The sequence below is a fragment of the Halomonas garicola genome, from assembly GCF_055382465.1.
On sequence record NZ_AP043931.1, the window covers coordinates 1,551,475 to 1,574,878 of the forward strand.

The window sequence follows — 23,404 nt, forward strand, 5'->3', positions numbered from 1 at the left end:
CTTATTCCGGGTCGTAGGAGAGCACCGGCGCCAGCCAGCGCTCCATGTCGTCCAGGGGGCGATTTTTACGCGCGGCCAGCACTTCGACCTGGTCTCGGGTGATCTTGCCGGTGGCAAAATACTTCGACTGCGGGTGGGAAAAATACCAACCGGCCACGGCCGCCGCGGGCCACATGGCGAAGTTCTCGGTTAGCTCAAGGCCGGTGTGCTGCGTGGCATTCAACAGCTCGAACAGCTTGATTTTCTCGGTGTGATCCGGGCAGGCGGGGTAGCCCGGCGCCGGGCGAATCCCCTGGTATTTTTCGGCGATCAGCGCGGTGTTATCCAGGGTCTCTTCCGGCACATAGCCCCAGTACTCCCGGCGCACGCGCTCGTGGAGCAGCTCGGCAAAGGCTTCGGCCATGCGGTCGGTAAGCGCCTGCACCATAATGGCGTTGTAGTCGTCGCCGGCGTCCTTGTAGCTCTGACCGAGTTCTTCCACGCCGTGGCCGGTGGTTACGGCAAAGCCGCCGATCCAGTCGGGGTTGCCGGTATCTTTCGGGGCGACAAAGTCGGCCAGGCTATAGCACAGGCCGTCGCGCCCCTTGGTGGTTTGCTGGCGGATATGAAAAAGCCGCTCGACCACGTCGCCGCGGGATTCGTCGCGATAGATTTCGATCTCGTCGTCATCCACGCTGTTGGCCGGCCACAGGCCGATAACGCCGCGCGCCCGAATGCGCTTTTCGTCGACCATCTTTTTGAGCATGGCCTGGGCATCGTCAAACAAACTGCGCGCCGCTTCGCCGACGACCTCGTCATCCAGAATCTTCGGATACTTGCCGGTGAGCTGCCAGCTCATGAAAAACGGCGTCCAGTCGATGAAGTCGACAATCGCTTCCAGGTCGTAATCGTCGAAGGCAATCACGCCCTGGGTGTGGGGGGCCGGCGGGGTATAGGCGTCCCAGTCGGTGCGAAAGCGACGCTTGCGCGCCTGCTCGTAGGTGAGATCGGCGGCCTTGGGGCGGCGCTTGGCGTTGCGCTCGCGCACCTTGTCGTAGTCGGCGCTGATTTCGGCGACGTAGGCCTCTTTCAGGTTGTCGGCCAGCAGGCGGCTGGCCACGCCCACCGCCCGGGAGGCGTCGGTGACGTAAATCACCGGGTTCTGATACTGCGGGTCGACTTTCACCGCCGTGTGCGCCTTGGACGTGGTGGCGCCGCCGATGAGCAGCGGCAGATCAAACTCCTGGCGCTGCATTTCCTTGGCCACGCTGACCATCTCGTCCAGGGACGGCGTGATCAGCCCGGACAGTCCGATCATGTCGGCGTTTTCGTCGATGGCGGTTTGCAAGATCTTCGCCGCCGGGACCATCACGCCAAGATCAATCACCTCGTAGTTGTTGCACTGCAGCACCACGCCGACGATGTTCTTGCCGATATCGTGAACGTCGCCTTTCACCGTGGCCATCACGATCTTGCCCTTGGACTGGGTGTTCTCGTCCTTTTCCGCCTCGATGTAGGGCAGCAGATGGCCTACGGCCTGCTTCATCACCCGGGCGGACTTGACCACCTGGGGCAGAAACATCTTGCCCGCGCCGAACAGATCGCCGACCACGTTCATGCCGTCCATCAGCGGGCCTTCGATAACCTCGATGGGGCGGTCGAACTGCTGGCGGGCCTCTTCGGTATCGTCGACGATATGGCTGGTAATGCCCTTGACCAGCGCGTGCTCGATGCGCTTGGCGACGTCGTACTCGCGCCACTCGAGGTCTTCCTTTTTGGGGCCGCCAGCGGCTGCGTTCTTATAGCTTTCGGCAAGATCCAGCAGGCGCTCGGTGGCATCCTCGCGGCGATTGAGGACCACGTCTTCCACGGCGTCGCGGAGCTCGGCGTCCAAATCGTCGTACACGCCCAGCTGGCCGGCGTTGACGATACCCATGGTCAGACCCGCGCGCACCGCGTGGTAGAGAAATACCGAGTGAATGGCCTCGCGCACGGCGTTGTTGCCGCGAAACGAGAACGACACGTTGGACACCCCGCCGGAGACCATGGCGTGGGGCAGGTTGTCGCGGATCCACTCCGTGGCCTGGATGAAGTCCACGCCGTAGTTGTTGTGCTCTTCGATGCCGGTGGCGATGGCGAAGATGTTGGGGTCGAAGATGATGTCTTCGGCAGGGAAGCCGATGTCGTCGACCAGCAGGCGATAGGCCCGCGCGCAAATCTCGGTCTTGCGGGCGAAGGTATCCGCCTGGCCGTCTTCATCGAAGGCCATGATGACAACCGCCGCGCCAAAGCGCCGGCACTTGGTGGCCTGCTCGCGAAAGTCCGCTTCGCCTTCCTTGAGCGAGATGGAGTTAACAATCGCTTTGCCCTGAATGCACGCAAGACCCGCTTCGATGATTTCCCATTTGGACGAGTCGATCATGATCGGCACCCGGGCAATGTCGGGCTCGCCGGCGATCAGGTTGAGAAAGCGCACCATGGCATCCTGGGATTCGAGCATCCCTTCGTCCATGTTGATGTCGATGACCTGAGCGCCGTTTTCGACCTGCTCAAGGGCCACCTCCAGGGCGGTGGTGTAGTCCTCTTCCTTGATCAGCCGCTTGAAGCGCGCGGAGCCGGTGACGTTGGTGCGCTCGCCGACGTTGACGAACAGCGAGTCGGCGGCGATGTTGAACGGCTCGAGGCCCGACAGGCGGCAGGCAGCGGGGCGCTTGGGGATCTCGCGCGGCGGCATGTCGGCCACGGCCTCGGCAATCATGCGGATGTGTTCGGGCGCTGAGCCGCAGCAGCCGCCGATGATGTTGACCAGCCCGCTCTGGGCAAACTCGGCGACGATCGACGACATTTCCTCTGCGGACTGGTCGTATTCGCCAAACTCGTTGGGAAGCCCGGCGTTGGGGTGGGCGGAGACGAAGGTATCGGCCTTGTCGGCAAGCTCGGCCAGGTAGGGGCGCAGCTCGCTGGCCCCCAGGGCGCAGTTGAGGCCGACGGAAAACGGGTTGGCGTGGCGCACGGAGTTCCAGAACGCCTCGGTGGTCTGGCCGGAGAGGGTGCGCCCGGAAGCGTCGGTAATGGTGCCCGAGATCATCACCGGGGTGCGCTCGCCCCGGGCCTCGAACATTTCCTCCAGCGCGTAGATGGCCGCCTTGGCGTTGAGCGTGTCGAAAATCGTCTCGATCAGAATCAGGTCGGCGCCGCCCTCGACCAGCGCCGTGGCGGCCTCCAGATAGTTTTCGCGCAGCGAGTCAAAGGTGACGTTGCGCTTGGACGGATCGTTGACGTCCGGGGAGAGCGAGGCGGTGCGCGACGTGGGGCCGAGCACCCCGGCGACGTAGCGCGGCGTGCCGGTCTCACTGGCCACGGCGTCGCACGCGCTCCGGGCCAGGCGGGCCGCCTCGAAGTTGATCTCGCTAACCAGGTCTTCCATGCCGTAGTCGGACTGGGAGAGCCGGGTGCTGTTGAAGGTGTTGGTCTCGATGATGTCGGCGCCGGCTTCAAGGTAGTCGCGATGGATGCGCGTCACGACGTCCGGACAGGTCAACACCAGCAGGTCGTTGTTGCCCTTTAGATCGCTCGGCCAGTCGCTGAAGCGTTCGCCGCGAAACTCCGCCTCGCTTAGCTGCGCGTTTTGCAGCATGGTGCCCATGCCGCCGTCAAGAATCAGGATGCGTTGAGCAAGGCGCTCTTCAAGGGTCGCAGTCAAAGCACTAGCAGCCATAGCGAAGGGAAATCTCCAGCGTCACCGTAAAGAAAACAGGTTGTCTTGTTGCGCCATCGGCAGGTGAGCGGGCACGACGGGCGGGCGCGTATGATACCAAAGTATCCTCTTGCGCGCAGCTTGCCGTCAAAGCCGAGTAAAACACTCAGGATTGTGTCGGCGCCCGGTTTTGCTTATCATTGAGGCGAATATTGTTCGCCGTGCGCAGTACGCTGCCACCGTAGGAGACAAGTCCCATGACCACGACCGCTGAAGTACAAGATTCGCAGACTCGGCAGGACGTCGCTGAAGAAGCCAAGCAGGGCATCGAGATTACGCCGAGCGCCCAGGAGTACCTCGCCGAACTGCTGGAAAAGCAGAACGTCGAAGGCATCGCCGTGCGCATCTTCATTACCCAGCCAGGCACGCCCTACGCCGAGACCTGCCTGGCCTACTGCCGCCCGGGCGAAGAAGAGCCCGACGACGTGGCGCTGGAGCTGGAAAAGCTCCGCGTGTTTCTGGAAAAGAACAGCGTCAACTTTCTGGAAGAGGCGGTGGTCGACTTCAACGCCGACCGCATGGGTGGCCAGCTGACCATCAAGGCGCCCAACGCCAAGATGCCCAAGGTCAACGCCGACAGCCCCCTGGCAGACCGCGTCAACTACGTGCTCTACAGCGAGATCAACCCGGGGCTTGCCGCCCACGGCGGCGAGGTTCGCCTGGTCGAGCTGACCGACGACAACGTGGCCGTGCTGTCCTTCGGCGGCGGCTGTCAGGGGTGTGCGGCCGTGGACATCACGCTCAAACACGGCGTCGAGCGCACCCTGCTTGAGCGCATTCCCGAAATGGGCGGTATCCGCGACGTCACCGACCACTCCGATACCACCAACGCTTACTACTAACTTGAGGCCTGGCCATATCGAGCGCTAGCTCGGTAGGCTGAGTCCCACTAAGCTTAGCCCCATTAAGCTTAGCCCCAGTAAGCTTAGTCTCGATATGCTTAGCTCCAAGCCCCGCTTTTCAGCGGGGCTTTTTGCATAAAGCGCTTATCGTTTCTTTGCATCAGACTCGTCGGGCACGACGGCGGGCAGGGTAGCCACCTGCTCTTGCAGCGCCTGGAGGCGCTGGCTCAGCGACGCCTGCCAATCGCATTCGTGTCGGTAGCGCTCGCGCTCCTGCTCCAGGGCGCGCTCCGCTTGGTTCAGCCGCTCTTGCAGGCGCTCCCGCTCGCGGTGGGCCTCTTCTGCGGCTTGTTGCTGGCCCTGGAGTGCCTCTTCCAGCTGCCCATGGCTATGCTGCCACTGGGTTTCGGCTTCCCGAACTGCCTTTAACTCCCTGCCCACTCGGTCGTTCTCCTCACCGGCCTTTTCCAGACGGACCTCAAGCTGCCGCACACGCTTTTGATGCGCCTTGTCGTCGTCGGCGCGTTCCTGGCGTACGCCATCCAGCAGGGCAAGCAGCTTGCCTTCGGTCGCCTCGTTGCGCTGCTGCTCCTCGGCGAGCTGGCGGTCGAACGCCTCGCGCTGCTGCCTGGCCTCATCGCTATGCGCCCGGGCCTGCTGCTCAAGCTTTGCTTCCTGTTCGGCGCTTTCTTCTCTCAGCGCCCGGCACGCCTGCTCTGCGCTGTCGCTGCGCGACTGCAGCTGCTTCTGCTGCGCGCGGCTTTCGGCGAGCTGTGTGCCCAGCCCTTCAATGTGTGCTTCGCGGTGGCGAAGGTGCTCGGCCAGGGCGCTTTCCCGCTGGGCCGCGTTGTCGGCTTCCTGCCGGGCCTTCTGTGCCTCATCACGAGCCGCCTCCACTTCGCGATTGGCTTCCTCTCGATAGTGGGCCAGGCCCTCGTTGGCGACGTCCTGTGCCTGGCGCCACATGTCCGTTGCCAGCGTCACAACGGCTTCGGGAATCTCCCGGGGTGGAGGCGCGTCGCGGTTTTTCTCACGCTCATCGCGCCAGTAGCGGAAGTGCTCGCTGATGGTAGTGAAGCTGCCGGTGCCGAGCACCTCGCGAATGCGCTGCACGCTCGGGTTATCGCCCCGGGCGATCAGCTCATCAATCGCCCGGCGCACGTCGGCGTACTGGATACCGGTGCGTGCCATCTCTCGCCCTCCCTGGTTGTCGTTGGCCGTGGCGCTGCTGTTAAAAGGCCATCTATTTACGAAGCCCATTGTCGATCTCGCGCCGGCAAAAAGCAATTATTACATAATACATATTACGTAATTTTATTTACATTTTGAGCAATAAATTCAAGATTACCCGCCTTATCTTGAATTTTTAAACGCGTAGCGCCAGACTGAGCCTTCCACCTTTCACTAAGGGCCAGCCGCCGCCATGACGGATACGCGCACCAAGCTGGATAATGCGCTCTCCAGCGATCGCTTCATCGACCCTTCAGCGCCGCCGGCCGTATTGGCGCCGGCGCAGAAAAGTAAACGGGTAGGCAAACAAGAGGGCAGCGGCGGCCCGCTGATTCGCGCCTCAAACGACGCCGAGGCCGTGGCCCAGTGGCTCGCGGAATACCGGGACACGCCGCAGACTTGGCGGGCCTACCGGCGGGAAGCCCGGCGCCTGCTGCTGTGGCTTGACGAGAAGGGCACTGGCCTTGGAGACGTTGACCGCGAAGCGCTGCGCCGCTTCGAGGCGTTTTTGGCCGACCCGCCGGCGAGCTGGAGAGGGGCTACGCGGCCCGAAGGGCATCCTGACTGGCGGCCGTTTCGCGGCGCGCTATCTCCCGCCAGCCGTCGCCAGGCGCTGGTAATTTTGCAGGGGCTTTACGGCTGGCTGGTTGAAGCCGGCTGGGTGGCACATAACCCGTTCCGGCTGATGCGCGATAAATCCCGCCGGCTGAACAATCAGGGCGGGCGCATCGAGCGCTATCTGGAAAAGGAGTTGTGGGACTGGTTCTGGCAGTGGCTGAGCCGGCCGCCGGCGGCCGACGCTGCGCCGCGGGCGCGCTTTGAACACGAACGGCTGCGCTTTGTCTTTGGCTTTGCCTATCTGCTGGCCCCCCGCATTGCCGAAATGGCGGCGGCGCGGATGGAAGATTTTTTTACCCGGGAAGGGCGCCTCTGGTGGCGAGTGGTAGGAAAGGGCGGCAAGCTTGCCGAGGTGCCGGTGCCGGACGACTTTATTGCTTGCCTCAAGCAGTGGCGCGGCGCGCTGGGGCTTTCAGCGCTGCCGGCGCACGCCGAAGACACGCCGCTGATCCGCGCGCTGGACGGCCAGCGTGCCGTTGGCGATAACCAGCTATACCGACTGATCCGCCGGGCGTTTACCCAGGGTACCGAGGCGCTGGCAAACGAGGGCGGCTCGGCCGCGACGGTGGAAACCCTGCGCCGGGCGACGCCGCACTGGCTACGCCATACGTCCATCACCCACCAGGCTCAGGCCGGTATCGGGCTGCACTATCTCGCCGAAAGCGCCCGCCACTCCCGGCTGGACACCACCTCGCGCTATCTGCACACCGAGGATGCGCGCTGGCACGCCGAGCAGCAGCGCCACCGCCTGACGCCGGCACCGGATGAAGGCGCTCCCGGCGTTTCACCGGTGCGTTAACGCGTTATAATGCCGATATATTCACCTGACGAAAAAGGACTCGCCATGAGCGCCGAAGAAGCTCAGCAAGAGCTCGTCGAAGAGTTCGAGTTGTTTGACAACTGGATGGACCGCTACCAGTACATTATTGACATGGGCAAACAGCTGCCGGCTTTCCCCGAGACGTGGAAAATCGAGGAGTACAAGATCAAGGGCTGCCAGTCCAACGTCTGGATGAACCACGAAAAGCAGGACGGCCAGCTCACCTTTTACGCCACCTCGGATGCGGCCATTGTGTCGGGGCTGATTGCGGTACTGCTGCGCATTTACAGCGAGCGCAGCCCGGCAGAAATCCGCGCGGCGGAGCCGCATTTTCTTGCCGACCTGGGGCTGGACAAGCACCTTTCGCCCACGCGCAGCAACGGCCTTCACGCCATGCTGCAGCGGATCTTTCAGGTGGCGGAAAAAGAAGCTGCCAGCTGACAACGCTTGAGCGTCGGGGCGGTTTGATGAAAAGGCATCTCACAAGTTGAGGCGGCCGAGCAACAGGTTCGGCCGCTTATATTGTCCACTGCTAGAGCACCATGGCGGCCAGCCACCCCGCTGCCAGCAAGGGCAGATTGAAGTGCAGGAAGGTGGGCACCACGGTATCCCAGATATGGTCGTGCTGCTCATCGGCATTGAGACCGGCGGTTGGCCCCAGAGTAGAGTCGGATGCTGGCGAGCCGGCATCGCCCAAAGCACCCGCAGTACCGATCAAGGCGACCGTCGCTAGCGGCGAAAAACCGTAAGCAATACACAGCGGTACATAGATCACAGCGATAATCGGCACTGTCGAAAAAGACGATCCGATACCCATGGTAATCAATAGCCCGACAAGTAACATTACGATCGCTGCTAGAGCCTGGTTATCGCCAATCAGTGCAGTTGAGCTTTCTACCAGACTGGAGACTTCACCCGTTGCTACCATCACTGCTGCAAATCCCTGGGCGGTGACCATAATGAAGCCAATCAGCGCCATCATGCGTAAGCCGATCACGAAAACGTCATCGACTTCATTCCAACGGAAAAAACCGGAAAGGCTCAAAATGGCAAAGCCGATCAGGCCCGCCAGCAGCATTGAACCCAGCATGAGCTGTGCCACCAATGCGGCCACAATGGCAACCAGGCTGAGGCCGATCTGGCTCATTTTGAGCTCGACCTTCTGGGGTTTCTGGTCAGTGTCGGCGATGGCCCTTGTCTGGTACTCCCGAGGCTTGCGATACGTAATAAAGACCGCTATTACCAAACCTAAAAACATGCCAATTGAGGGAATGAGCATAGCCAGCGGGATAGAGTTTAGCGAAATGGCGAAATCTGACGCCTCTCCTGCCAGGTTGATATTTTCGCCCAGAACATTGCGCTGATATACCGATCCGAAGCCTATCGGAAATAGCATATAGGCTAGGATCAGCCCGCAAGTTAGCGCACAGGCGGCAGCGCGCTGATCCAGTTTCAGACGGTCCATCACTTCCAGAAGCGGCGGTACCAGAATCGGTATAAAGGCTATATGCACAGGGATTAATGTTTCGGCCACGCTGGCACAGAGCAGCAGCATGCCGTAAAGCACGACCTGGGCAAACAGCATATTGGTGGCACTATCTTTAGCGCCAAGGAGGTGAATAATCTTTTCCGATAACAAATGAGTTATCCCGGAACGCGATGGGCGACTGCAAACGCCCCCAGCAGCGCGTAGGAGAGCGCGATGTTGGCGCCATTCCCCAGACCGCCTTCAAAGGTGGACAGTATTTCCGTGGTATCCATCCCAGCGGCAATGCCGCCGACAAAGGTGGCGATAATAAGGGCCATGATGACCGGCACCCGCGACAGGCTCAGGCCCATCATGATGACCACGGCTATGACAATAGAGTTCATGGTTTAATTCTCCGATTTCTTGTTGTATTGGGAACGGTATATAATCGTTGGTAGCAATCAGATAACGCTATTGGCGCAGTGGCAGAAGTGGTTATTTTGACACCCTTTATTGGGTATGATTTTATTCCTGCTATATCCCGTTAAATTTACCTCCCTATACGTTGGGATGTTTGCGAAGTAATTTATTGACATTAACCTATTATGAATAATCGTAACATTTATTTGAAGAATAGTGGCGCTGTGGCAAAAGTATGCAACCCTATAGCGTTAAATCGAATGGTTTATAGCAGCATTGCCGCTATCCAGGCAAATAGTAGCATGCCAAAATTAGCATGAGAAAAAGTAGGGATAACGCTGTCATTAATATGGTTATGCTGCCCATCGGCATTGAGCCCTGCAGTGGCGCCAAGCGTGATGGTGGAAGCAGGAGAGCCTGCATCGCCAAGCGCGGCGGCAGCCCCCAGTAGAGCTATTGTAGCCATTGGGGAAAAACCCAGAGTGATGGCCAATGGTATATAAATTGGTGCAAGAATAGGCACGCTGGCAAAGGAGTCACCAAACCCTATAGTAATAAATAAGCCGACAATCAACATTAGCGCAGCGCCAAGCGCCATATTGCCACCGACCATGTCGGCCGTAGCGGAGACCAATGGGGCAATCTCGTCTGTTGCGCTCAGCACACCGGAGAAGCCGGAGGCAATAGTGATGATGACAGCAATCTGGGCCATCATACGAAGTCCTTCGGTGAAGACATCGTCCTGCTCATTCCAGCGGAAGATGCCAGTGAAGCTGAGGATAATAAATCCTATCATGGCACCTACCATGAGAGAATCGAATTTCAGCTGACAGATCAAGGCCACCGCAAGCGCTAAAAGCGTGGTAACGAGCTGTGTGATTTTTAGCGTTTGCGGTGACTGTTCCACATGAAGGTCTGTCAGTGGGACGGTCTGATAATCCCTTGGCTTTCGATAAGTGTAGAAAACGGCGACAAGCATACCGACTAAAATCCCCATCACCGGTAGGAACATAGCTTTAGGTACCATGCTGGCTGTCGCCGTGAGGTCATAGGCTTGACCGACGTCATTAACGTTCGCCAACAGAATTTCATTCAAATAGATCGCCCCGAAACCGGTAGGTAGCAATAAGTAACTAGCACTGATTGAGCAGGCAAGGACACAGGCCACGGCACGCCGATCGACTTGGAGCCTATTCATCACTCCTAGCAGCGGCGGGATCAGGATGGGAATAAACGCGATATGTACGGGCACCAGGTTCTGTGACATTGCGGAGGCAGTGATAAAGGTCAAGAAGATAATCCACTTCACTCCCTTGTTAGTAGCACCTTCTCTAAGATCAAGTCGTGAAGCAATTTTGTGAGCGAGTATATCCAGTAGACCGCTACGTGCAACTGCGACAGCAAAGGCACCGATCATTACATAGGTGAGTCCCACCTGCGCGCCAATCAATAGGTTATCGTTGAAAGCGGCGATCGCGCTAGTCATGTCCATCCCGCTATGTAAGCCACCGAGTAAGGCGGCTGTGATCAGCGATATAGCAACTGGCACCTGCAATAAACATAGCGTGATCATCAATGCGATCGTCAGAATTACAGCATTTATATGGTAACCAATCGCAAATGCAATTAAATAAATCATGCTGAACATAAGAATACCAGGAATCGCTCTTCGCTTTAAAAGCAAGTCTTTTCTTTCTTCCTGATTTAGAGTTTGTGGCAACGGCATAATAACTGGCCCCTTTTATCAGATCTATTTTATTGTGTCGTTTACGATTCGGTCGCGGGCTATAATATGATTAACGAGTTTCTGTAGTTTATCCGATTTTTGGTGCTGCCTTTTTTGTTTTGTTAGATCATGGCAGCCGCGACCCAGCCAAAGGCACCCAGCGAGATAGCAAAGTGTAAAAAGGCTGGCATCATGGTATCAAAAGAAAAAGGGCACTAGTATTTCCTCAGCGACTAGGCAAGAGTGAGTTAGGCATCAAACCGTTCAGGGTGCGTTTGAGCAAAAGTTCGGTGGCCGCTTCGATATCCGGAGCGAAGAAGCGATCCTGATCGTAATGGGTAACGCGCTCGCGCAGCGTTTGGCGAGCCTGCTCCAGCTTCGGTGAGGTAGATAGACCGCGGCGCATGTCGAGGCCCTGACAGGCGGCCAGCCATTCGACGGCCACAATGCCACGCACGTTGTCGGCCATTTCCCATAGACGTTTGCCCGCGGCCGGCGCCATGGAAACATGGTCTTCCTGGTTGGCCGAGGTTGGCAGGCTATCAACGCTGTGAGGATGAGACAGCGCCTTATTCTCGCTAGCCAGCGTCGCAGCGGTAACCTGAGCGATCATGAAACCGGAGTTGACGCCGCCTTTTTCTACCAGGAACGGCGGCAGCTGCGACATGTGCTTGTCCATCATCAAGGAAATACGCCGCTCGGCCAGCGCACCGATTTCGGCGATGGCCAGCGCCAGGTTGTCGGCGGCCATGGCTACCGGCTCAGCATGGAAGTTGCCGGCAGAGATGATGTCGCCTTCCACAGCAAACACCAGCGGGTTGTCCGATACCGCGTTGGCCTCGACTTCCAGCACCTCGGCGACCTGGCGAATCTGTGTTAGTACCGCACCCATCACCTGAGGCTGACAGCGCAGCGAGTAGGGGTCCTGCACCCGGTCGCAGTCGATATGTGAAGCACTGAACTCGCTGCTCTCACCGAGCAGGTGGCGATAGGCCGCGGCAGCGTCGATCTGGCCGCGCTGGCCGCGAGCCTCATGGATGCGTGGGTCAAAAGGGGCACGCGAGCCCAGCGTCGCCTCGACGGTCAGCGAGCCACTCACCGTGGCGGCGCTGAACAAGTCCTCGGCTTCGAACAGGCCCTTGAGGGCATAGGCGGTAGATACCTGGGTGCCGTTGAGCAGCGCCAGTCCCTCCTTGGGCGCCAGGCGCAGCGGTGTCAGGCCTGCAACTTCCAGCGCCTTGGCCGCGGGAAGCCACTTTCCCTGATGGCGCGCCTCTCCTACGCCCAACAGCAGGGCGCTCATGTGCGCCAGCGGCGCCAGGTCACCCGAAGCACCGGCAGAGCCCTTGAGTGGAATGCGCGGATACACTCCGGCATTGATCAAAGCAATCAGCGCGTCCAGCACCTCGCGGCGAATGCCCGAGAAACCCCGCGCCAGGGCGTTGACCTTGAGCACCATGATCAGCCGCACCAGGGCATCATCGATGGGCGCACCGACGCCGGTAGAATGGGACAGCACCAGCGAACGCTGCAGATCCTCCAGCTCGTCGTCGGCGATGCGGGTCTGGGCCAGCAGGCCGAAGCCGGTGTTGATGCCGTACACCGTGCGGCCTTCTTTCACGACTTGATTGACACGATCCACGCTGCGCTGGATGGCTGCATTGGCGCTGTCCGGCAGACTAACCCGGACAGGCGCCTCGAACATCTGGCGCATCTGCGCCAGAGTCATCTTGCCGGGAGTGATTTCCAGATGATTCATCACTTGTTCTCCTGTGCGTTGATCATCGGCAGGTCGAGGCCGTTCTCCTTGGCGGACTCGATAGCGATGTCGTAGCCCGCATCGGCGTGGCGCATGACACCGGTGCCCGGGTCGTTGCGCAATACTCGGCCGAGTCGCGCATGGGCGTCGTCGGTGCCGTCGCAGACAATCACCACACCGGCGTGCTGGGAGTAGCCCATGCCCACACCGCCACCGTGGTGCAGCGACACCCAGGTGGCGCCGCCGGCGGCATTGAGCAGAGCGTTGAGCAGCGGCCAGTCAGAAACCGCGTCCGTCCCGTCTCGCATCGCCTCGGTCTCGCGGTTGGGACTGGCTACCGAGCCGGAGTCCAGGTGGTCGCGGCCGATGACGACGGGGGCCTTGAGCTCGCCGTTTTTGACCATTTCGTTGAAGGCCTGGCCGAGACGCGCGCGATCCTTAAGACCGACCCAGCAGATACGCGCCGGCAGTCCCTGAAAAGAAATACGCTCCTTGGCCATGTCGAGCCAGTTATGCAGGTGCGGATCGTCGGGAATCAGCTCCTTGACCTTCTGATCGGTCTTGTAGATGTCCTCCGGGTCGCCGGATAGCGCCGCCCAGCGGAAGGGGCCGACGCCCTGACAGAACAGTGGGCGGATATAGGCCGGCACGAAGCCCGGGAAGTCGAAGGCGTTCTCGACGCCTTCTTCCTGAGCCATCTGACGGATGTTGTTACCGTAGTCGAAAGTCGGCACGCCCATTTTCTGAAAGTCGAGCATGGCGCGTACATGCACCGCCATGGACTGCTTGGCGGCCTTGACCACCGCTTCGGGTTCGGTCTTGCCACGCGCGACATAGTCGTCCCAGGTCCAGCCGGAGGGCAGATAGCCGTGCAGCGGATCGTGGGCGCTGGTCTGGTCGGTGACCATATCCGGGCGCACGTCGCGCTTGACCAGCTCCGGCAGCACATCGGCGGCGTTGGCGCACAGGCCGATGGAAACGGCCTTGCCTTCCTGCGTGTATTTCTCGATGCGCTTGAGAGCGTCGTCGAGATCCTCGGCCTGCTCATCCAGATAGCGGGTGCGCAGGCGAAAATCGATGCCCGACTGCCGGCACTCGACGTTCAGCGAGCAGGCGCCGGCCATGCTGGCTGCTAGCGGCTGCGCGCCGCCCATGCCGCCGAGGCCGGCGGTGAGAATCCAGCGGCCCTTGAGCTCGCCATCATAGTGCTGGCGGCCCGCCTCGACGAAGGTTTCGTAGGTGCCCTGGACGATGCCCTGGGAGGCGATGTAGATCCACGAACCGGCGGTCATCTGGCCGTACATCATTAGCCCCTTGCGATCCAGTTCGTTGAAGTGCTCCCAGTTGGCCCAGGCCGGTACCAGGTTGGAGTTAGCGATCAGCACCCGCGGGGCATCCTTGTGGGTCTCGAACACGCCCACCGGCTTGCCGGACTGGATCAACAGAGTTTGATTGTCTTCCAAACGTTGCAGGGTCTCGATGATCTTATCGTAGCACTCCCAGTCCCGGGCGGCGCGGCCGATACCGCCATACACCACCAGGTCTTCGGGGCGCTCGGCCACATCCGGGTGCAGGTTGTTCATCAGCATGCGCATGGGCGCCTCGGTCAGCCAGCTCTTGCAGCTGAGCTCGGTACCGGTAGGGGCGGCAATTTTGCGGCTGGGGTCGTGGCGCTTGTCCTGGATGCTCATCTATCGGTTTCCTTGTGTTGTCAGTCGCTGTAGTGAAATCAGCCGTTCAGTGTCAGCAGATGGACCAATCGCGCCGCCAGCTTGGCGGTACGGTTATCGATGTCGTAATCGGGATTGAGCTCAGCCAAATCGGCCAGACGTAGCTTGCCGCTATCGCGGATTGTTTCGATTAGCGGCTCAAGCAAAGCAAACGAAACCCCGCGGGCGGCAGGAGCACTGACGCCGGGCGCCTCGCAGGCCGGAAAAACGTCGAGATCGATGGTCAGATAGAGGTGGTCGCAGGAGACGATGAAGCGTTCGATATCCTGTATCAGCGTCTCAATGGCCGTGGGCACAAACTCACGATCCTCGCGCACCAGCACCTTGAGCTCGCGGGCGCGCTCGAACAGCGCCCGAGTATTGCTGGCCCGGCTAACGCCCAGGCAGGCATAGTCAAACGGCCAGCCGCGCTGTTCGCACTGCTCGGCAATTTGAGCAAAGGGCGTGCCGGAGGAGCGCACGTGCTGTGGGTCGCGCAGATCGAAATGGGCATCCAGGTTAATGATGCCGACTTTGGGCGCCTCGTTGCCCTGGTTTTCCAGATGGCACGTCAGCCCCTGCCAGCTGCCAAAGGCAATCGCATGGCCGCCGCCCAGCACCACCGGCAGGTGGCCGGCATCAAGCAGTGAAGCAAGGCGCTCGCCAAGCTGCTGCTGGGCCTGCTCCAGGGCATCGCCGTCGCAGATCACATCGCCGGCGTCATAGGCCGGCCCCTGACGATGCCAGGCCTGGGGGGCCAGGGCGCGGCGGAGCGCGGCAGGGCCCTTGGCAGCGCCGACGCGGCCCTGGTTGCGCGCGACACCGGCGTCGCTGGCAAAGCCAAGCAGAGCGCAGCCTGCTGCCGCGTTCTCGGTTAGCGGCTGGACGCGCTGATGCCAGCGCTCGCTGTTGGGCTCGGGGTCGGTGCGACCCTGCCAGATTTTCATATCGATCTCAGCGCTCATTGGATAGCCCCTCTGTCAGCTCCCCGCGATAGAGGCGCTGGGCCAACCGGCCGGGCTGGACGGCATAGGCCAGCTCGGCCGGCGTTTCGATGTTCCAGCGGCACAGGTCGGCCGGCTTTCCGGGAGCAATACGGCCCAGATCGTTAAGCCCCAACGCCTGGCCGCCGTGCGCGGTCATGCCGGCTAGCGCCTCACTTGGCGTCATACGAAACAGCGTACAGGCCAGATTGAGCATCAGCGTGGCTTGAAATAGCGGCGAGGTGCCGGGGTTGGCATCGGTGGCGACGGCCATTGGTACGCCGGCACGGCGCAGGGCGTCGATGGGCGGCGCTTGAGTCTCGCACAGAGTATGAAAGGCGCCGGGTAGGATGACGGCGAGCGTACCGGCCACGCGCATGGCCTCGATGCCGGCCTCGTCGAGATATTCGATGTGATCCGCCGACAGCGCGCCGTGTCGTGCGGCGGCGGCGCTGCCGCCGAGATTGGAAAGCTGTTCCGCGTGGGCCTTGATCGGCAGGCCATGGGCGTTGGCGGCCTCGAAGACGCGCTCGCACTGTGCCACCGAGAAAGCGATTTTTTCGCAGAACACGTCGACCGCATCGGCCAGGCCTTCGGCGACGGCCATCGGAATCATCTCGTTGCATACCAGATCGATATAGCCGTCGCTGCTGTCCTTGAACTCCGGCGGCAGGGCGTGGGCGCCGAGCAGGGTGGTGACAACGCGTATCGGGCGCAGCTCACCCAGCTGCCGCGCTGCGCGCAGCATTTTCATTTCGTGCTCGACGTCCAACCCGTAGCCCGACTTGATCTCTATCGTGGTGACGCCGTCGGCGATCAGCGCATCCAGGCGCGGCAGGGCGCTTGCCACCAGTTCTTCCTCACTTGCCTGACGGGTCGCGTTGACGGTGCTGAGAATGCCGCCGCCGCGGCGTGCAATCTCTTCGTAACTCACGCCCTCCAGGCGTGCTTCGAACTCCTCGGCACGCTTGCCGCCAAACACCAGGTGGGTGTGGCAGTCAATCAGCCCCGGCGTGATGACACCGCCTGACCCCATATCCTCGCCGTTATCGAGCAGGGCGGTATCGGCGCTGGCCATGGGCAGCACATCGGCAATGGTATCGCCCTCGACAATCACGGCATGGAGGCCCTCAAGGGTCCGCTCGCCATCAAAAACGGTGGCATCTCGCCAGACGCGGCGACTTCTATCACTGCTGACCATGGCTGAGCATCCTCTGGTTTACTGAATTTAGCTTGATTATGTATATACAATACAAGCTAGCTGACTTACGCAGCGCATGCCAATATCGGATACTGGTTTTAGTAAAAAAAGTGGATAAGACAGCGCATTATTTTTATTATGTTGTTGAATGTTAACGGTTTTTTTCGAATTTTAGAGAACTAAAAATATTCGTAAATAGACTAAAGTCTAACTTTATGGATGACGCAAAAGGGTCAGAGATAGTGCTATTTTGTGTATATACAAACAGGGAGAGAAGTCCGCTTCCGTTATCTATACCTGCCCCTGTACTGCTCACTGCGGAGCCAGCCAATGTCACCCTCTGACACTTCACAGCCACGACGCTACTCGCGCATTACCGTTATCAAACTGCTGCTGCCCAGCCTACTGGGTATTTTCATCTTCTTCGTGCCGATAACCCTCAGCGGGCATACCACCATTGCACTGGATCATATGGTTACCGGTGCGCGTTCGCTGCTTGGCGAGGGTAGCGGCCTGTATGCCATGGCCATGATTATCGCCGGCGGGTTTTACCCGTTGCTCAGCGGCACTTGGCGTGAAAGCCTGACCAGCGGCGTATTCACCGTACTCAAACTGATCGGCATCCCGGTCGCCGGGATGGCGCTGACAGGCTGGGGACCGGACTTTCTGCATACCCCGGACATGTTGCCGTTTCTGTTTGACAAGCTGGTCATACCGGTAGGGCTGATCGTACCGATCGGCGCTGTCTTTCTCGCGCTGCTGGTCAGCTTTGGCCTGCTTGAGCTGATCGGCGTTCTGGTGCAGCCGGTAATGCGGCCAATCTGGCGCACCCCGGGGCGCAGCGCCATCGATGCGGTCGCCTCCTTTGTCGGCAGCTACTCTATTGGCCTGTTGATCACCAATCGGGTCTACATTGCCGGACACTACTCGGCCCGCGAAGCGGCGATCATCGCGACCGGTTTCTCGACGGTATCGGCGACCTTCATGATTATTGTCGCCAAAACCCTCGACCTGATGAGCGTGTGGAATACTTATTTCTGGCTGACCTTGCTCATTACCTTCGCGGTCACGGCAATCACAGTGCGCCTGCCGCCGCTGGCAACAATGGATGACACAAGCGAAGACGGTGAGCCGGTGGCCGCCAAGGCACCTACGCTTTCAGCAAGCGTGGCGCTGAACTTCAAGGAAGGGCTGCTGATGGCCATCAGCATTCTGCCGTCGATCATGTCGGTAGGGCTTGCCGGCCTGCTGGTGGCCAAATACACGCCGTTTTTCGACTGGGTGGGCTGGCTGTTCTATCCGTTCGTCGCAATCTGGGGTCTGGAGGAAGCACGCCAGCTGGCCCAGGCGTCGGCGGCCGGGCTTGCCGAAATGTTTTTGCCCGCGCTGCTGATGGGCGATGCCGGCTTCGTGGCGCGCTTTGCTGCCGGCGTCATCTCGGTGTCGGGCGTACTGTTCTTTTCGGCGTCGATTCCCTGCATCGTGTCGACGCGTATTCCACTCAGCGTCGGCCGTATCGTCATCGTCTGGTTTATCAGGGTGGCACTCAGCCTGCTGCTGGCCGTGCCGACAGCCATGATAGTAAACGCCATCGGCTAGCAGCGCAGGCGGGACCTGTCCAATGCTTACGAAGGTTCACGAAGTATGCAATGAAGAGCGTAGCTTGTAACGATCACCGGGATGAGTCAGGCGCGCATAGCTGATCAGCTGCTCACCCGACCAGGTGCGTCGTATTAACTGCAAACAGGGTTGTTGGGCATCAATATCTAGCAGAGCAGCTGTTTCCGGATCCACCAGCATTGCCTCGACTACGTGCTCCACGTCGGTGATCGGACAGGCTTCTACCAGAACTTCATTGGGGGTCTGCTGGTGAAAATCAGTCTCCAGATAGCGTGGCGCATGGCGCGGATTTACATAGCGATCCTCAAGCTGAATGGGAATCCCGTTTTCATAATGCAGAATCAGGGTGTGAAACACTCGTGTGCTCAGCCGCACCCCCAGCCGCAGAGATACCTCATCATCGGCGCTTTTCGCTTCGACAATCAGCACGTCGCAGCTGTATTCGTGACCGCGGTTACGCACTTCGTCGGCGATATTGTGTACTTCGACCAGCGAAGACTCGGCCTTGTGATCAGTCACAAAAGTGCCGACTCCCGCCTGACGAACCAGATAACCCTGCTGGACTAGATCATGAATGGCCTTGTTAGCCGTCATGCGGCTGACGCCGAAATCGCGTGCCAACTGCTCTTCGGGAGGAATTTGGTGCTCTGCTGCCCAGTTGCCGCTCTGGATCTTCTCCAGCAGATGCTGTTGAATCTGGAGGTAGAGAGGAAGCGTTTTGCCCATGACGTCTTGGCATTCCTTGCAGTTGGATCGCGTCAGTTTACCTACTGGGTTAAAGAAGGGCATCCTTGAAGCCCCTGCCATGATGATAAACGAGTCAGAAGATGTCAGCAGCTGATGATAAGCGGTTAACAAGTGCTTCTACGGCGCGCAACCGCGACCCGATTCTGGCGGTGCTGCGCGAGCATTTGCCGCCTCGGGCCCGGGTGCTGGAGCTTGCCAGCGGCAGCGGCGAGCACGGCGTCTATTTTGCCCGTGCCATGCCCGGCTGGCAGTGGCAGCCAAGCGACACGGCCGACGAAGCGCTTGCCTCCATTGCGGCCTGGCGCGGTTACGAGAGCCAAGAAGGGCGGGGCGCCAACCTGTTGGCGCCGGTAGCGCTGGACGTCACCGCCCGCTGGCCTGAACAGTGGCAGGGCACCGCGTTCGACGCCGTTGTCGCCCTCAACCTGATCCATATCTCGCCCTGGAACGTAACGTCGGCGCTGATGCGCCGGGCCGGCGAGCACCTCACGAATAGCGGCGTGCTGTTTCTTTACGGCCCCTATCGGCGCGGCGGCCGGCATACGGCGGCCAGCAACGAGGCGTTCGATCAGAATCTGCAGGCGCGGAATCCGGCCTGGGGCGTACGTGACCTGGAAAGCGTCGAGGCGGAGGCGGCGGCCAACGGCCTGGTGCTTGCAGACGTCGTGGAAATGCCGGCCAATAACCTCAGCGTGATCTTTCGTCGCCGTGCCGGCTAGGCGCGCTACTCATCGGGGTTACGCGGGCGGAAATTATCGTCAAGCTCGGGGTCTTCCCGGCAGAGGGTTTCGCTGGGGCCGCCGGGTACCGGGTCAATCCCACCATCGCTGCCCGGGTGGCAGCGGCCCATACGTTTGACCGCCATGGCGCCGCCTTTTAACGGGCCGTGCACCTGCAGTGCTTCTACCGTATAGGCGCTGCAGCTGGGCCAGAAACGACAGCGCGGCCCCAGCACCGGGCTTATCACCCACTGATACACTCGCACCAGCCCAACCAATACCGCCGTCAGGCAGCGTTGCAGCAGGCGTATCACGCCTTGCCCCCGTAAAGGCGTGCCGGGTCGACCAGCGGGGCGCGCGTAATTTGCGGCTGCGCGGTGACGTCAAGATAAAAACAGCTGCGCCGGCCGCTGTGGCAAGCGGCCCCGGTTTGCTCGACCTGCACCAGCAGGGTGTCGCCGTCGCAGTCAAGGAAAGCGGCCCTGAGCCGCTGCTGCTGGCCGGAGGACTCGCCCTTGCGCCAGAGCTTGCCCCGGGAGCGGGAGAAATAGCATACGCGCCCGGTGCGCAGGGTTTCCTCCAGCGCCTCGCGGTTCATCCACGCCATCATCAGCACCTCGCCGCTGTCGTGCTGCTGGGCGATGGCAGGAATCAGCCCGTCGGCGTTAAAGCGCACCGCGCGCAAAACGTCAGCGGCGGCGGGCAGGGTATCGTCGGGGAGGGCGCTTTCCAGGCGTTTGAACAACGTGCTCATGGGCTCGCGTGCAATGTCTGACATGGTGGACTCACTCCGGGCGGGACGCAGGGGGGCGGGGTGACGCCAGGCAGGGCGCGCACAGCCCGATCAGCTCGATGGTCTGGTGCTCTACCCGAAACCCCTCGCGGCCGGCGCGGCGTGCCAGCTGCCGGCTGATATCGTCAAAGTGGATTTCTTCCACGTGCCCGCAGGCCCGGCAGATCAACAGCTGAAACCCGTGAGCATGCTCGGGGCAGGCGCAGGCCACGTAGGCATTTTGCGACTCGATGCGGTGGGCAAGCCCCTGCTGAATCAAGAATTCAAGCGCGCGATAAACGGTCGGCGGGCGCGCAGCGGCATGCTCGGCCGACAGCTGCTCAAGCAGGTCATAGGCTTTCAGGCCACCGCTATTGCGCGCAATCAGCTCGAACACGCGCCGGCGTATCGGAGTAAAGCGCGCGCCGCGGGCCCGGCAGCGGGCATCGGCTTGCTGCAGCAGGGTGTGTAGCTGATTCATAGGCGGCTCAGCGGAAAAAACGGCTACGCATCAATCAGTTCGGCAGGCTCGACAAGCTCGCTTCGCCGAGCAAAATGCCGCTGGGCGAAGGCCACGCGCTCGGCAGATGGCACGTTGTCGGGCTGGCTTTCGACCAGGTCGAGGCGGCGGCGCAGCCCTTCACCGTTGGTCATCTGAATGGCAAGCCCGGGGCGGGCATTAAGCTCCAGAAGCATCGGCCCGTGCTCGCGGTCAAGTACCATATCGGTCCCCAGGTAGCCAAGGCCGGTCATTTCGTAGCAGTTCGCCGCCAGATTGAGCAGAGTATCCCACTGGGGGACAATCAGACTCGCCAGGCCTTGCCCGGTATCCGGATGGCGCTGGCAGGGGCGGTCGAACTGCACGCCGCGCAGCGCGTGGCCGCTGGCGATATCGATGCCCACGCCAACCGCGCCCTGGTGCAGGTTGGCCTTGCCGTCCGAGGCGGCGGTGGAAAGCCGCATCATCGCCATGACCGGATAGCCCTTGAACACGATGACGCGGATATCCGGCACGCCTTCATAGGTATAGGCCATCAGGCTATCTTCAAAGTTGATCAGCGTTTCGACCACGGCCACGTCCGGTGAGCCACCGAGGGAGTAGAGCCCGGAGAGGATATTGGATACGTGCCGTTCGATATCGGTCAGCGAAAGCTCCGCCCCGCTGGGCTTGAAATAGCCGTCGTGGTCGGACTTGTCCACGACCAGGATACCCTTGCCGCCGCTGCCCTTGGCCGGCTTGATCACAAACCCCGGATGCCCCTTGAGCATGGTACCAATACGCTTGATCCCAAACTGCGTGGTCACCGTGCCGATCAGCGCCGGCGTGGTGATGTGATAAGTCTGGGCCAGCAACTTGGTCTGCAGCTTGTCGTCCACCAGCGGATACAGCCGGCGGTCGTTATAGCGGCCGATATAGTAAATATTGCGCCGGTTCATGCCGATAATGCCCTTCGCTTTCAGGCGCGAAGGGCGGGTCCAGTCCTTTAGCCAGCTCATAACCCGGACTCGTCATCGGTAATGGGCTTGAAGCGGCGCAGCTCGAGCAGCCGATAGCCGGTGTAGTTACCCAGCAGCAGTATCAGTGCCATCAGAATCAGCTGTACGCCCAGAAAGTTAAAGGTAATGTGGCGCACTAAGGGGTTGTTCATGGCCAGATAGACGATTACCGCGGTCATCAGGCTGCCGCCGCCCTGAATCAGCACCTCTTTGGGGCCTTCTTCCTCCCAGAGGATCGACATCCGCTCGATGGTCCAGGAAAGGATAATCATGGGGAAGAAGGTAATGGTCAGGCCGGCGTTGAGCCCCATGCGGTAGGCAATCACCGAGAATATCGAAATGATCGCAATAACGGTAATAATCACCGCCGACACTCGGGCGACCAGCAACAGATTCAAATATGATAAATAGTTACGTATCACCAGCCCCACAGCGACGACCAGCAGAAAACCCAGCAGGCCGGTGAGCAGCGACGTCTGGATAAAGGCCAGGGCAATCAGCACCGGCATGAAGGTCCCCGAGGTCTTGATACCCACCAGCACGCGCAGGAATACGACCACCAGCGCGCCAATGGGTAACAGCAGAATGGTCTGAAAAAGCGCCTGCTCTCCCAGCGGCAAGCTGTGAATCGAGAAGTTCAGCAGGGTGTCGTCGGAATGATGGTTGCGCACCGCGGCGGCGGCCGGCTGGGAGTGGGTCAGCATGGAGAAGGTCACGCGCGAATCGCTTCCGCCCTGCAGTTCAAGCACCGCCTGACCGCCAATTTCCCACAGCAGCAGGTTCTCCGGCTTGCCCTGCTCGCCGGTCACCGGATTGAACAGCCACCATTGCTTTTCGTCGTCGCTATAGACCTGTATCCAACTGCTCAGAGTCTGCCGACGGCGTCCGTCCTCGAGTTCAAGCCCGCTGACCACCCGTGCCTTGACGTCGGCCTGGTTTAAAAGACGCACGATCAGCTCGGTAGCGTCGAACTGGGTCAGCAGCAGGCGGGCGTTTTCTCCCTGCTGCTCGCCGCTGATGTCACGCATCAGCTCCCGGGCAAAGGTGGCGTTATCGGCGCTGCGCGCCCAGGCGCGCTCGATCACCTGGCTTGCCGCGGTATCGTAAGGGCGCTCCCAGGTAGTGGCGGACGAAAGCTCCGGCGGCGGCGGCCCCTTGGCTCTCGACTCGGGCGCCACCAGCAGCTGCACCGAATAATACAGCTGCTGCTCGCCCTCGGCATCGCGCGTTGTCCACTCGGCGCGCCGGCCCTGCTCGTCGGCGGCATAGGCCAGGCCGTAGCCCGAAGACGCCGTGTTTTCGGTCAGCACGCGAAATCCTTGCTGCTGCGAGGGCAGGGCGAAATTCACCGCTACCGGGCCGTCGTCGGCGTTGTAGGTCACCACCGCTTCCACTTCCCAGACCTGGCGCTGCTCGCCGGGCAGCCAGGGGATCTCGAACTGCAGATGGCGATGGGCCGTCATGGCAATGCCGACAATCAGCAAAAACCCGACGATCAGGTAAAACGGTAGCCGTGACATGCAAAAAATCCTTATGG

Annotated in this window: 18 protein-coding genes and 1 pseudogene; 5 read left to right on the plus strand and 14 right to left on the minus strand. The window is 60.5% G+C overall.

Features of this window, described 5'->3' with window-relative positions:
* Position 1: 1 nt before the first annotated feature.
* Positions 2 to 3,697, minus strand: coding sequence for a methionine synthase (gene metH, locus ACZ46Y_RS07625; RefSeq protein ID WP_311952800.1), 3,696 nt, complete (start codon positions 3,695 to 3,697; stop codon positions 2 to 4).
* Between the two features lie 236 nt (positions 3,698 to 3,933).
* Here metH and nfuA point away from each other — a divergent pair, with 236 nt between their 5' ends.
* A complete protein-coding gene (gene nfuA, locus ACZ46Y_RS07630; RefSeq protein WP_311952803.1) occupies positions 3,934 to 4,578 on the plus strand; it encodes a Fe-S biogenesis protein NfuA in 645 nt (214 codons plus the stop codon).
* A 144-nt stretch (positions 4,579 to 4,722) separates the two neighbouring features.
* On the opposite strand, the gene ACZ46Y_RS07635 is transcribed toward nfuA, so the two are convergent.
* Positions 4,723 to 5,769: a DNA-binding protein gene (locus tag ACZ46Y_RS07635; protein WP_311952805.1), complete on the minus strand. Its 1,047-nt coding sequence runs from the start codon at positions 5,767 to 5,769 to the stop codon at positions 4,723 to 4,725.
* Between the two features lie 232 nt (positions 5,770 to 6,001).
* Here ACZ46Y_RS07635 and ACZ46Y_RS07640 point away from each other — a divergent pair, with 232 nt between their 5' ends.
* Positions 6,002 to 7,225: a tyrosine-type recombinase/integrase gene (locus ACZ46Y_RS07640; protein WP_311952808.1), complete on the plus strand. Its 1,224-nt coding sequence runs from the start codon at positions 6,002 to 6,004 to the stop codon at positions 7,223 to 7,225.
* Between the two features lie 45 nt (positions 7,226 to 7,270).
* Complete coding sequence (locus ACZ46Y_RS07645) at positions 7,271 to 7,687, plus strand: SufE family protein (protein WP_311952812.1); 417 nt, start codon at positions 7,271 to 7,273, stop codon at positions 7,685 to 7,687.
* Between the two features lie 91 nt (positions 7,688 to 7,778).
* Here the strand turns inward: ACZ46Y_RS07645 and ACZ46Y_RS07650 are convergent.
* From ACZ46Y_RS07650 to hutI, 6 genes and pseudogenes are all read right to left on the minus strand, one after another.
* Positions 7,779 to 9,118 (minus strand): annotated as a pseudogene (locus tag ACZ46Y_RS07650) (Na+/H+ antiporter family protein).
* Positions 9,119 to 9,399: 281 nt separating this feature from the next.
* Positions 9,400 to 10,860, minus strand: a complete 1,461-nt coding sequence (locus tag ACZ46Y_RS07655; RefSeq protein WP_311952817.1) for a Na+/H+ antiporter family protein — start codon at positions 10,858 to 10,860, stop codon at positions 9,400 to 9,402.
* Positions 10,861 to 11,086: 226 nt separating this feature from the next.
* Entirely contained in the window at positions 11,087 to 12,619 is a 1,533-nt protein-coding gene (gene hutH, locus ACZ46Y_RS07660) for a histidine ammonia-lyase (RefSeq protein ID WP_311952821.1), read from the minus strand.
* On the minus strand, positions 12,619 to 14,310 hold the full coding sequence (gene hutU, locus ACZ46Y_RS07665) for a urocanate hydratase (protein WP_311952826.1): 1,692 nt from the start codon (positions 14,308 to 14,310) through the stop codon (positions 12,619 to 12,621). The genes hutH and hutU overlap by 1 nt, the downstream gene beginning before the upstream one ends.
* A 38-nt stretch (positions 14,311 to 14,348) precedes the next feature.
* Positions 14,349 to 15,293, minus strand: coding sequence for a formimidoylglutamase (gene hutG / locus ACZ46Y_RS07670; RefSeq protein WP_311952829.1), 945 nt, complete (start codon positions 15,291 to 15,293; stop codon positions 14,349 to 14,351).
* Positions 15,283 to 16,512 (minus strand): imidazolonepropionase, encoded by a 1,230-nt coding sequence (gene hutI / locus ACZ46Y_RS07675; protein WP_311952833.1) that lies wholly within the window; start codon positions 16,510 to 16,512, stop codon positions 15,283 to 15,285. Before hutI ends, hutG begins: the two co-directional genes overlap by 11 nt.
* A gap of 330 nt (positions 16,513 to 16,842) precedes the next feature.
* Between hutI and ACZ46Y_RS07680 the strand changes: the two genes are divergently transcribed.
* The gene (locus tag ACZ46Y_RS07680; RefSeq protein WP_311952838.1) at positions 16,843 to 18,111 is read left to right on the plus strand and encodes a YjiH family protein; all 1,269 of its coding nucleotides are present in this window, start codon (positions 16,843 to 16,845) and stop codon (positions 18,109 to 18,111) included.
* 36 nt (positions 18,112 to 18,147) lie between these two features.
* Here the strand turns inward: ACZ46Y_RS07680 and hutC are convergent, their stop codons facing one another.
* On the minus strand, positions 18,148 to 18,858 hold the full coding sequence (gene hutC, locus ACZ46Y_RS07685) for a histidine utilization repressor (protein ID WP_311952840.1): 711 nt from the start codon (positions 18,856 to 18,858) through the stop codon (positions 18,148 to 18,150).
* A gap of 101 nt (positions 18,859 to 18,959) precedes the next feature.
* Between hutC and ACZ46Y_RS07690 the strand changes: the two genes are divergently transcribed.
* A complete protein-coding gene (locus ACZ46Y_RS07690; RefSeq protein ID WP_311952843.1) occupies positions 18,960 to 19,598 on the plus strand; it encodes a DUF938 domain-containing protein in 639 nt (212 codons plus the stop codon).
* 5 nt (positions 19,599 to 19,603) lie between these two features.
* On the opposite strand, the gene yidD is transcribed toward ACZ46Y_RS07690, so the two are convergent.
* Genes yidD through ACZ46Y_RS07715 form a run of 5 tightly spaced genes read right to left on the minus strand, consistent with a single transcriptional unit; the run spans position 19,604 to position 23,387 of the window.
* Positions 19,604 to 19,912, minus strand: coding sequence for a membrane protein insertion efficiency factor YidD (gene yidD / locus ACZ46Y_RS07695; protein WP_311952848.1), 309 nt, complete (start codon positions 19,910 to 19,912; stop codon positions 19,604 to 19,606).
* The gene (hisI, locus tag ACZ46Y_RS07700; protein WP_311952852.1) at positions 19,909 to 20,376 is read right to left on the minus strand and encodes a phosphoribosyl-AMP cyclohydrolase; all 468 of its coding nucleotides are present in this window, start codon (positions 20,374 to 20,376) and stop codon (positions 19,909 to 19,911) included. Before hisI ends, yidD begins: the two co-directional genes overlap by 4 nt.
* Before the next feature lie 7 nt (positions 20,377 to 20,383).
* Positions 20,384 to 20,851, minus strand: a complete 468-nt coding sequence (locus tag ACZ46Y_RS07705; RefSeq protein WP_311952856.1) for a Fur family transcriptional regulator — start codon at positions 20,849 to 20,851, stop codon at positions 20,384 to 20,386.
* A gap of 23 nt (positions 20,852 to 20,874) precedes the next feature.
* Complete coding sequence (locus ACZ46Y_RS07710; RefSeq protein ID WP_311952860.1) at positions 20,875 to 21,867, minus strand: alpha-L-glutamate ligase-like protein; 993 nt, start codon at positions 21,865 to 21,867, stop codon at positions 20,875 to 20,877.
* On the minus strand, positions 21,864 to 23,387 hold the full coding sequence (locus ACZ46Y_RS07715) for a UUP1 family membrane protein (RefSeq protein WP_311952863.1): 1,524 nt from the start codon (positions 23,385 to 23,387) through the stop codon (positions 21,864 to 21,866). The genes ACZ46Y_RS07710 and ACZ46Y_RS07715 overlap by 4 nt, the downstream gene beginning before the upstream one ends.
* Between the last annotated feature and the right edge of the window lie 17 nt (positions 23,388 to 23,404).

Coding starts and splice junctions, on each gene's coding strand:
- metH (WP_311952800.1), bottom strand. CDS start 3,697: ATGGCTGCTAGTGCTTTGACTGCGACCCTTGAAGAGCGCCTTGCTCAA.
- nfuA (WP_311952803.1), top strand. CDS start 3,934: ATGACCACGACCGCTGAAGTACAAGATTCGCAGACTCGGCAGGACGTC.
- ACZ46Y_RS07635 (WP_311952805.1), bottom strand. CDS start 5,769: ATGGCACGCACCGGTATCCAGTACGCCGACGTGCGCCGGGCGATTGAT.
- ACZ46Y_RS07640 (WP_311952808.1), top strand. CDS start 6,002: ATGACGGATACGCGCACCAAGCTGGATAATGCGCTCTCCAGCGATCGC.
- ACZ46Y_RS07645 (WP_311952812.1), top strand. CDS start 7,271: ATGAGCGCCGAAGAAGCTCAGCAAGAGCTCGTCGAAGAGTTCGAGTTG.
- ACZ46Y_RS07655 (WP_311952817.1), bottom strand. CDS start 10,860: ATGCCGTTGCCACAAACTCTAAATCAGGAAGAAAGAAAAGACTTGCTT.
- hutH (WP_311952821.1), bottom strand. CDS start 12,619: ATGAATCATCTGGAAATCACTCCCGGCAAGATGACTCTGGCGCAGATG.
- hutU (WP_311952826.1), bottom strand. CDS start 14,310: ATGAGCATCCAGGACAAGCGCCACGACCCCAGCCGCAAAATTGCCGCC.
- hutG (WP_311952829.1), bottom strand. CDS start 15,293: ATGAGCGCTGAGATCGATATGAAAATCTGGCAGGGTCGCACCGACCCC.
- hutI (WP_311952833.1), bottom strand. CDS start 16,512: ATGGTCAGCAGTGATAGAAGTCGCCGCGTCTGGCGAGATGCCACCGTT.
- ACZ46Y_RS07680 (WP_311952838.1), top strand. CDS start 16,843: ATGTCACCCTCTGACACTTCACAGCCACGACGCTACTCGCGCATTACC.
- hutC (WP_311952840.1), bottom strand. CDS start 18,858: ATGGGCAAAACGCTTCCTCTCTACCTCCAGATTCAACAGCATCTGCTG.
- ACZ46Y_RS07690 (WP_311952843.1), top strand. CDS start 18,960: ATGTCAGCAGCTGATGATAAGCGGTTAACAAGTGCTTCTACGGCGCGC.
- hisI (WP_311952852.1), bottom strand. CDS start 20,376: ATGTCAGACATTGCACGCGAGCCCATGAGCACGTTGTTCAAACGCCTG.
- ACZ46Y_RS07705 (WP_311952856.1), bottom strand. CDS start 20,851: ATGAATCAGCTACACACCCTGCTGCAGCAAGCCGATGCCCGCTGCCGG.
- ACZ46Y_RS07710 (WP_311952860.1), bottom strand. CDS start 21,867: ATGAGCTGGCTAAAGGACTGGACCCGCCCTTCGCGCCTGAAAGCGAAG.
- ACZ46Y_RS07715 (WP_311952863.1), bottom strand. CDS start 23,387: ATGTCACGGCTACCGTTTTACCTGATCGTCGGGTTTTTGCTGATTGTC.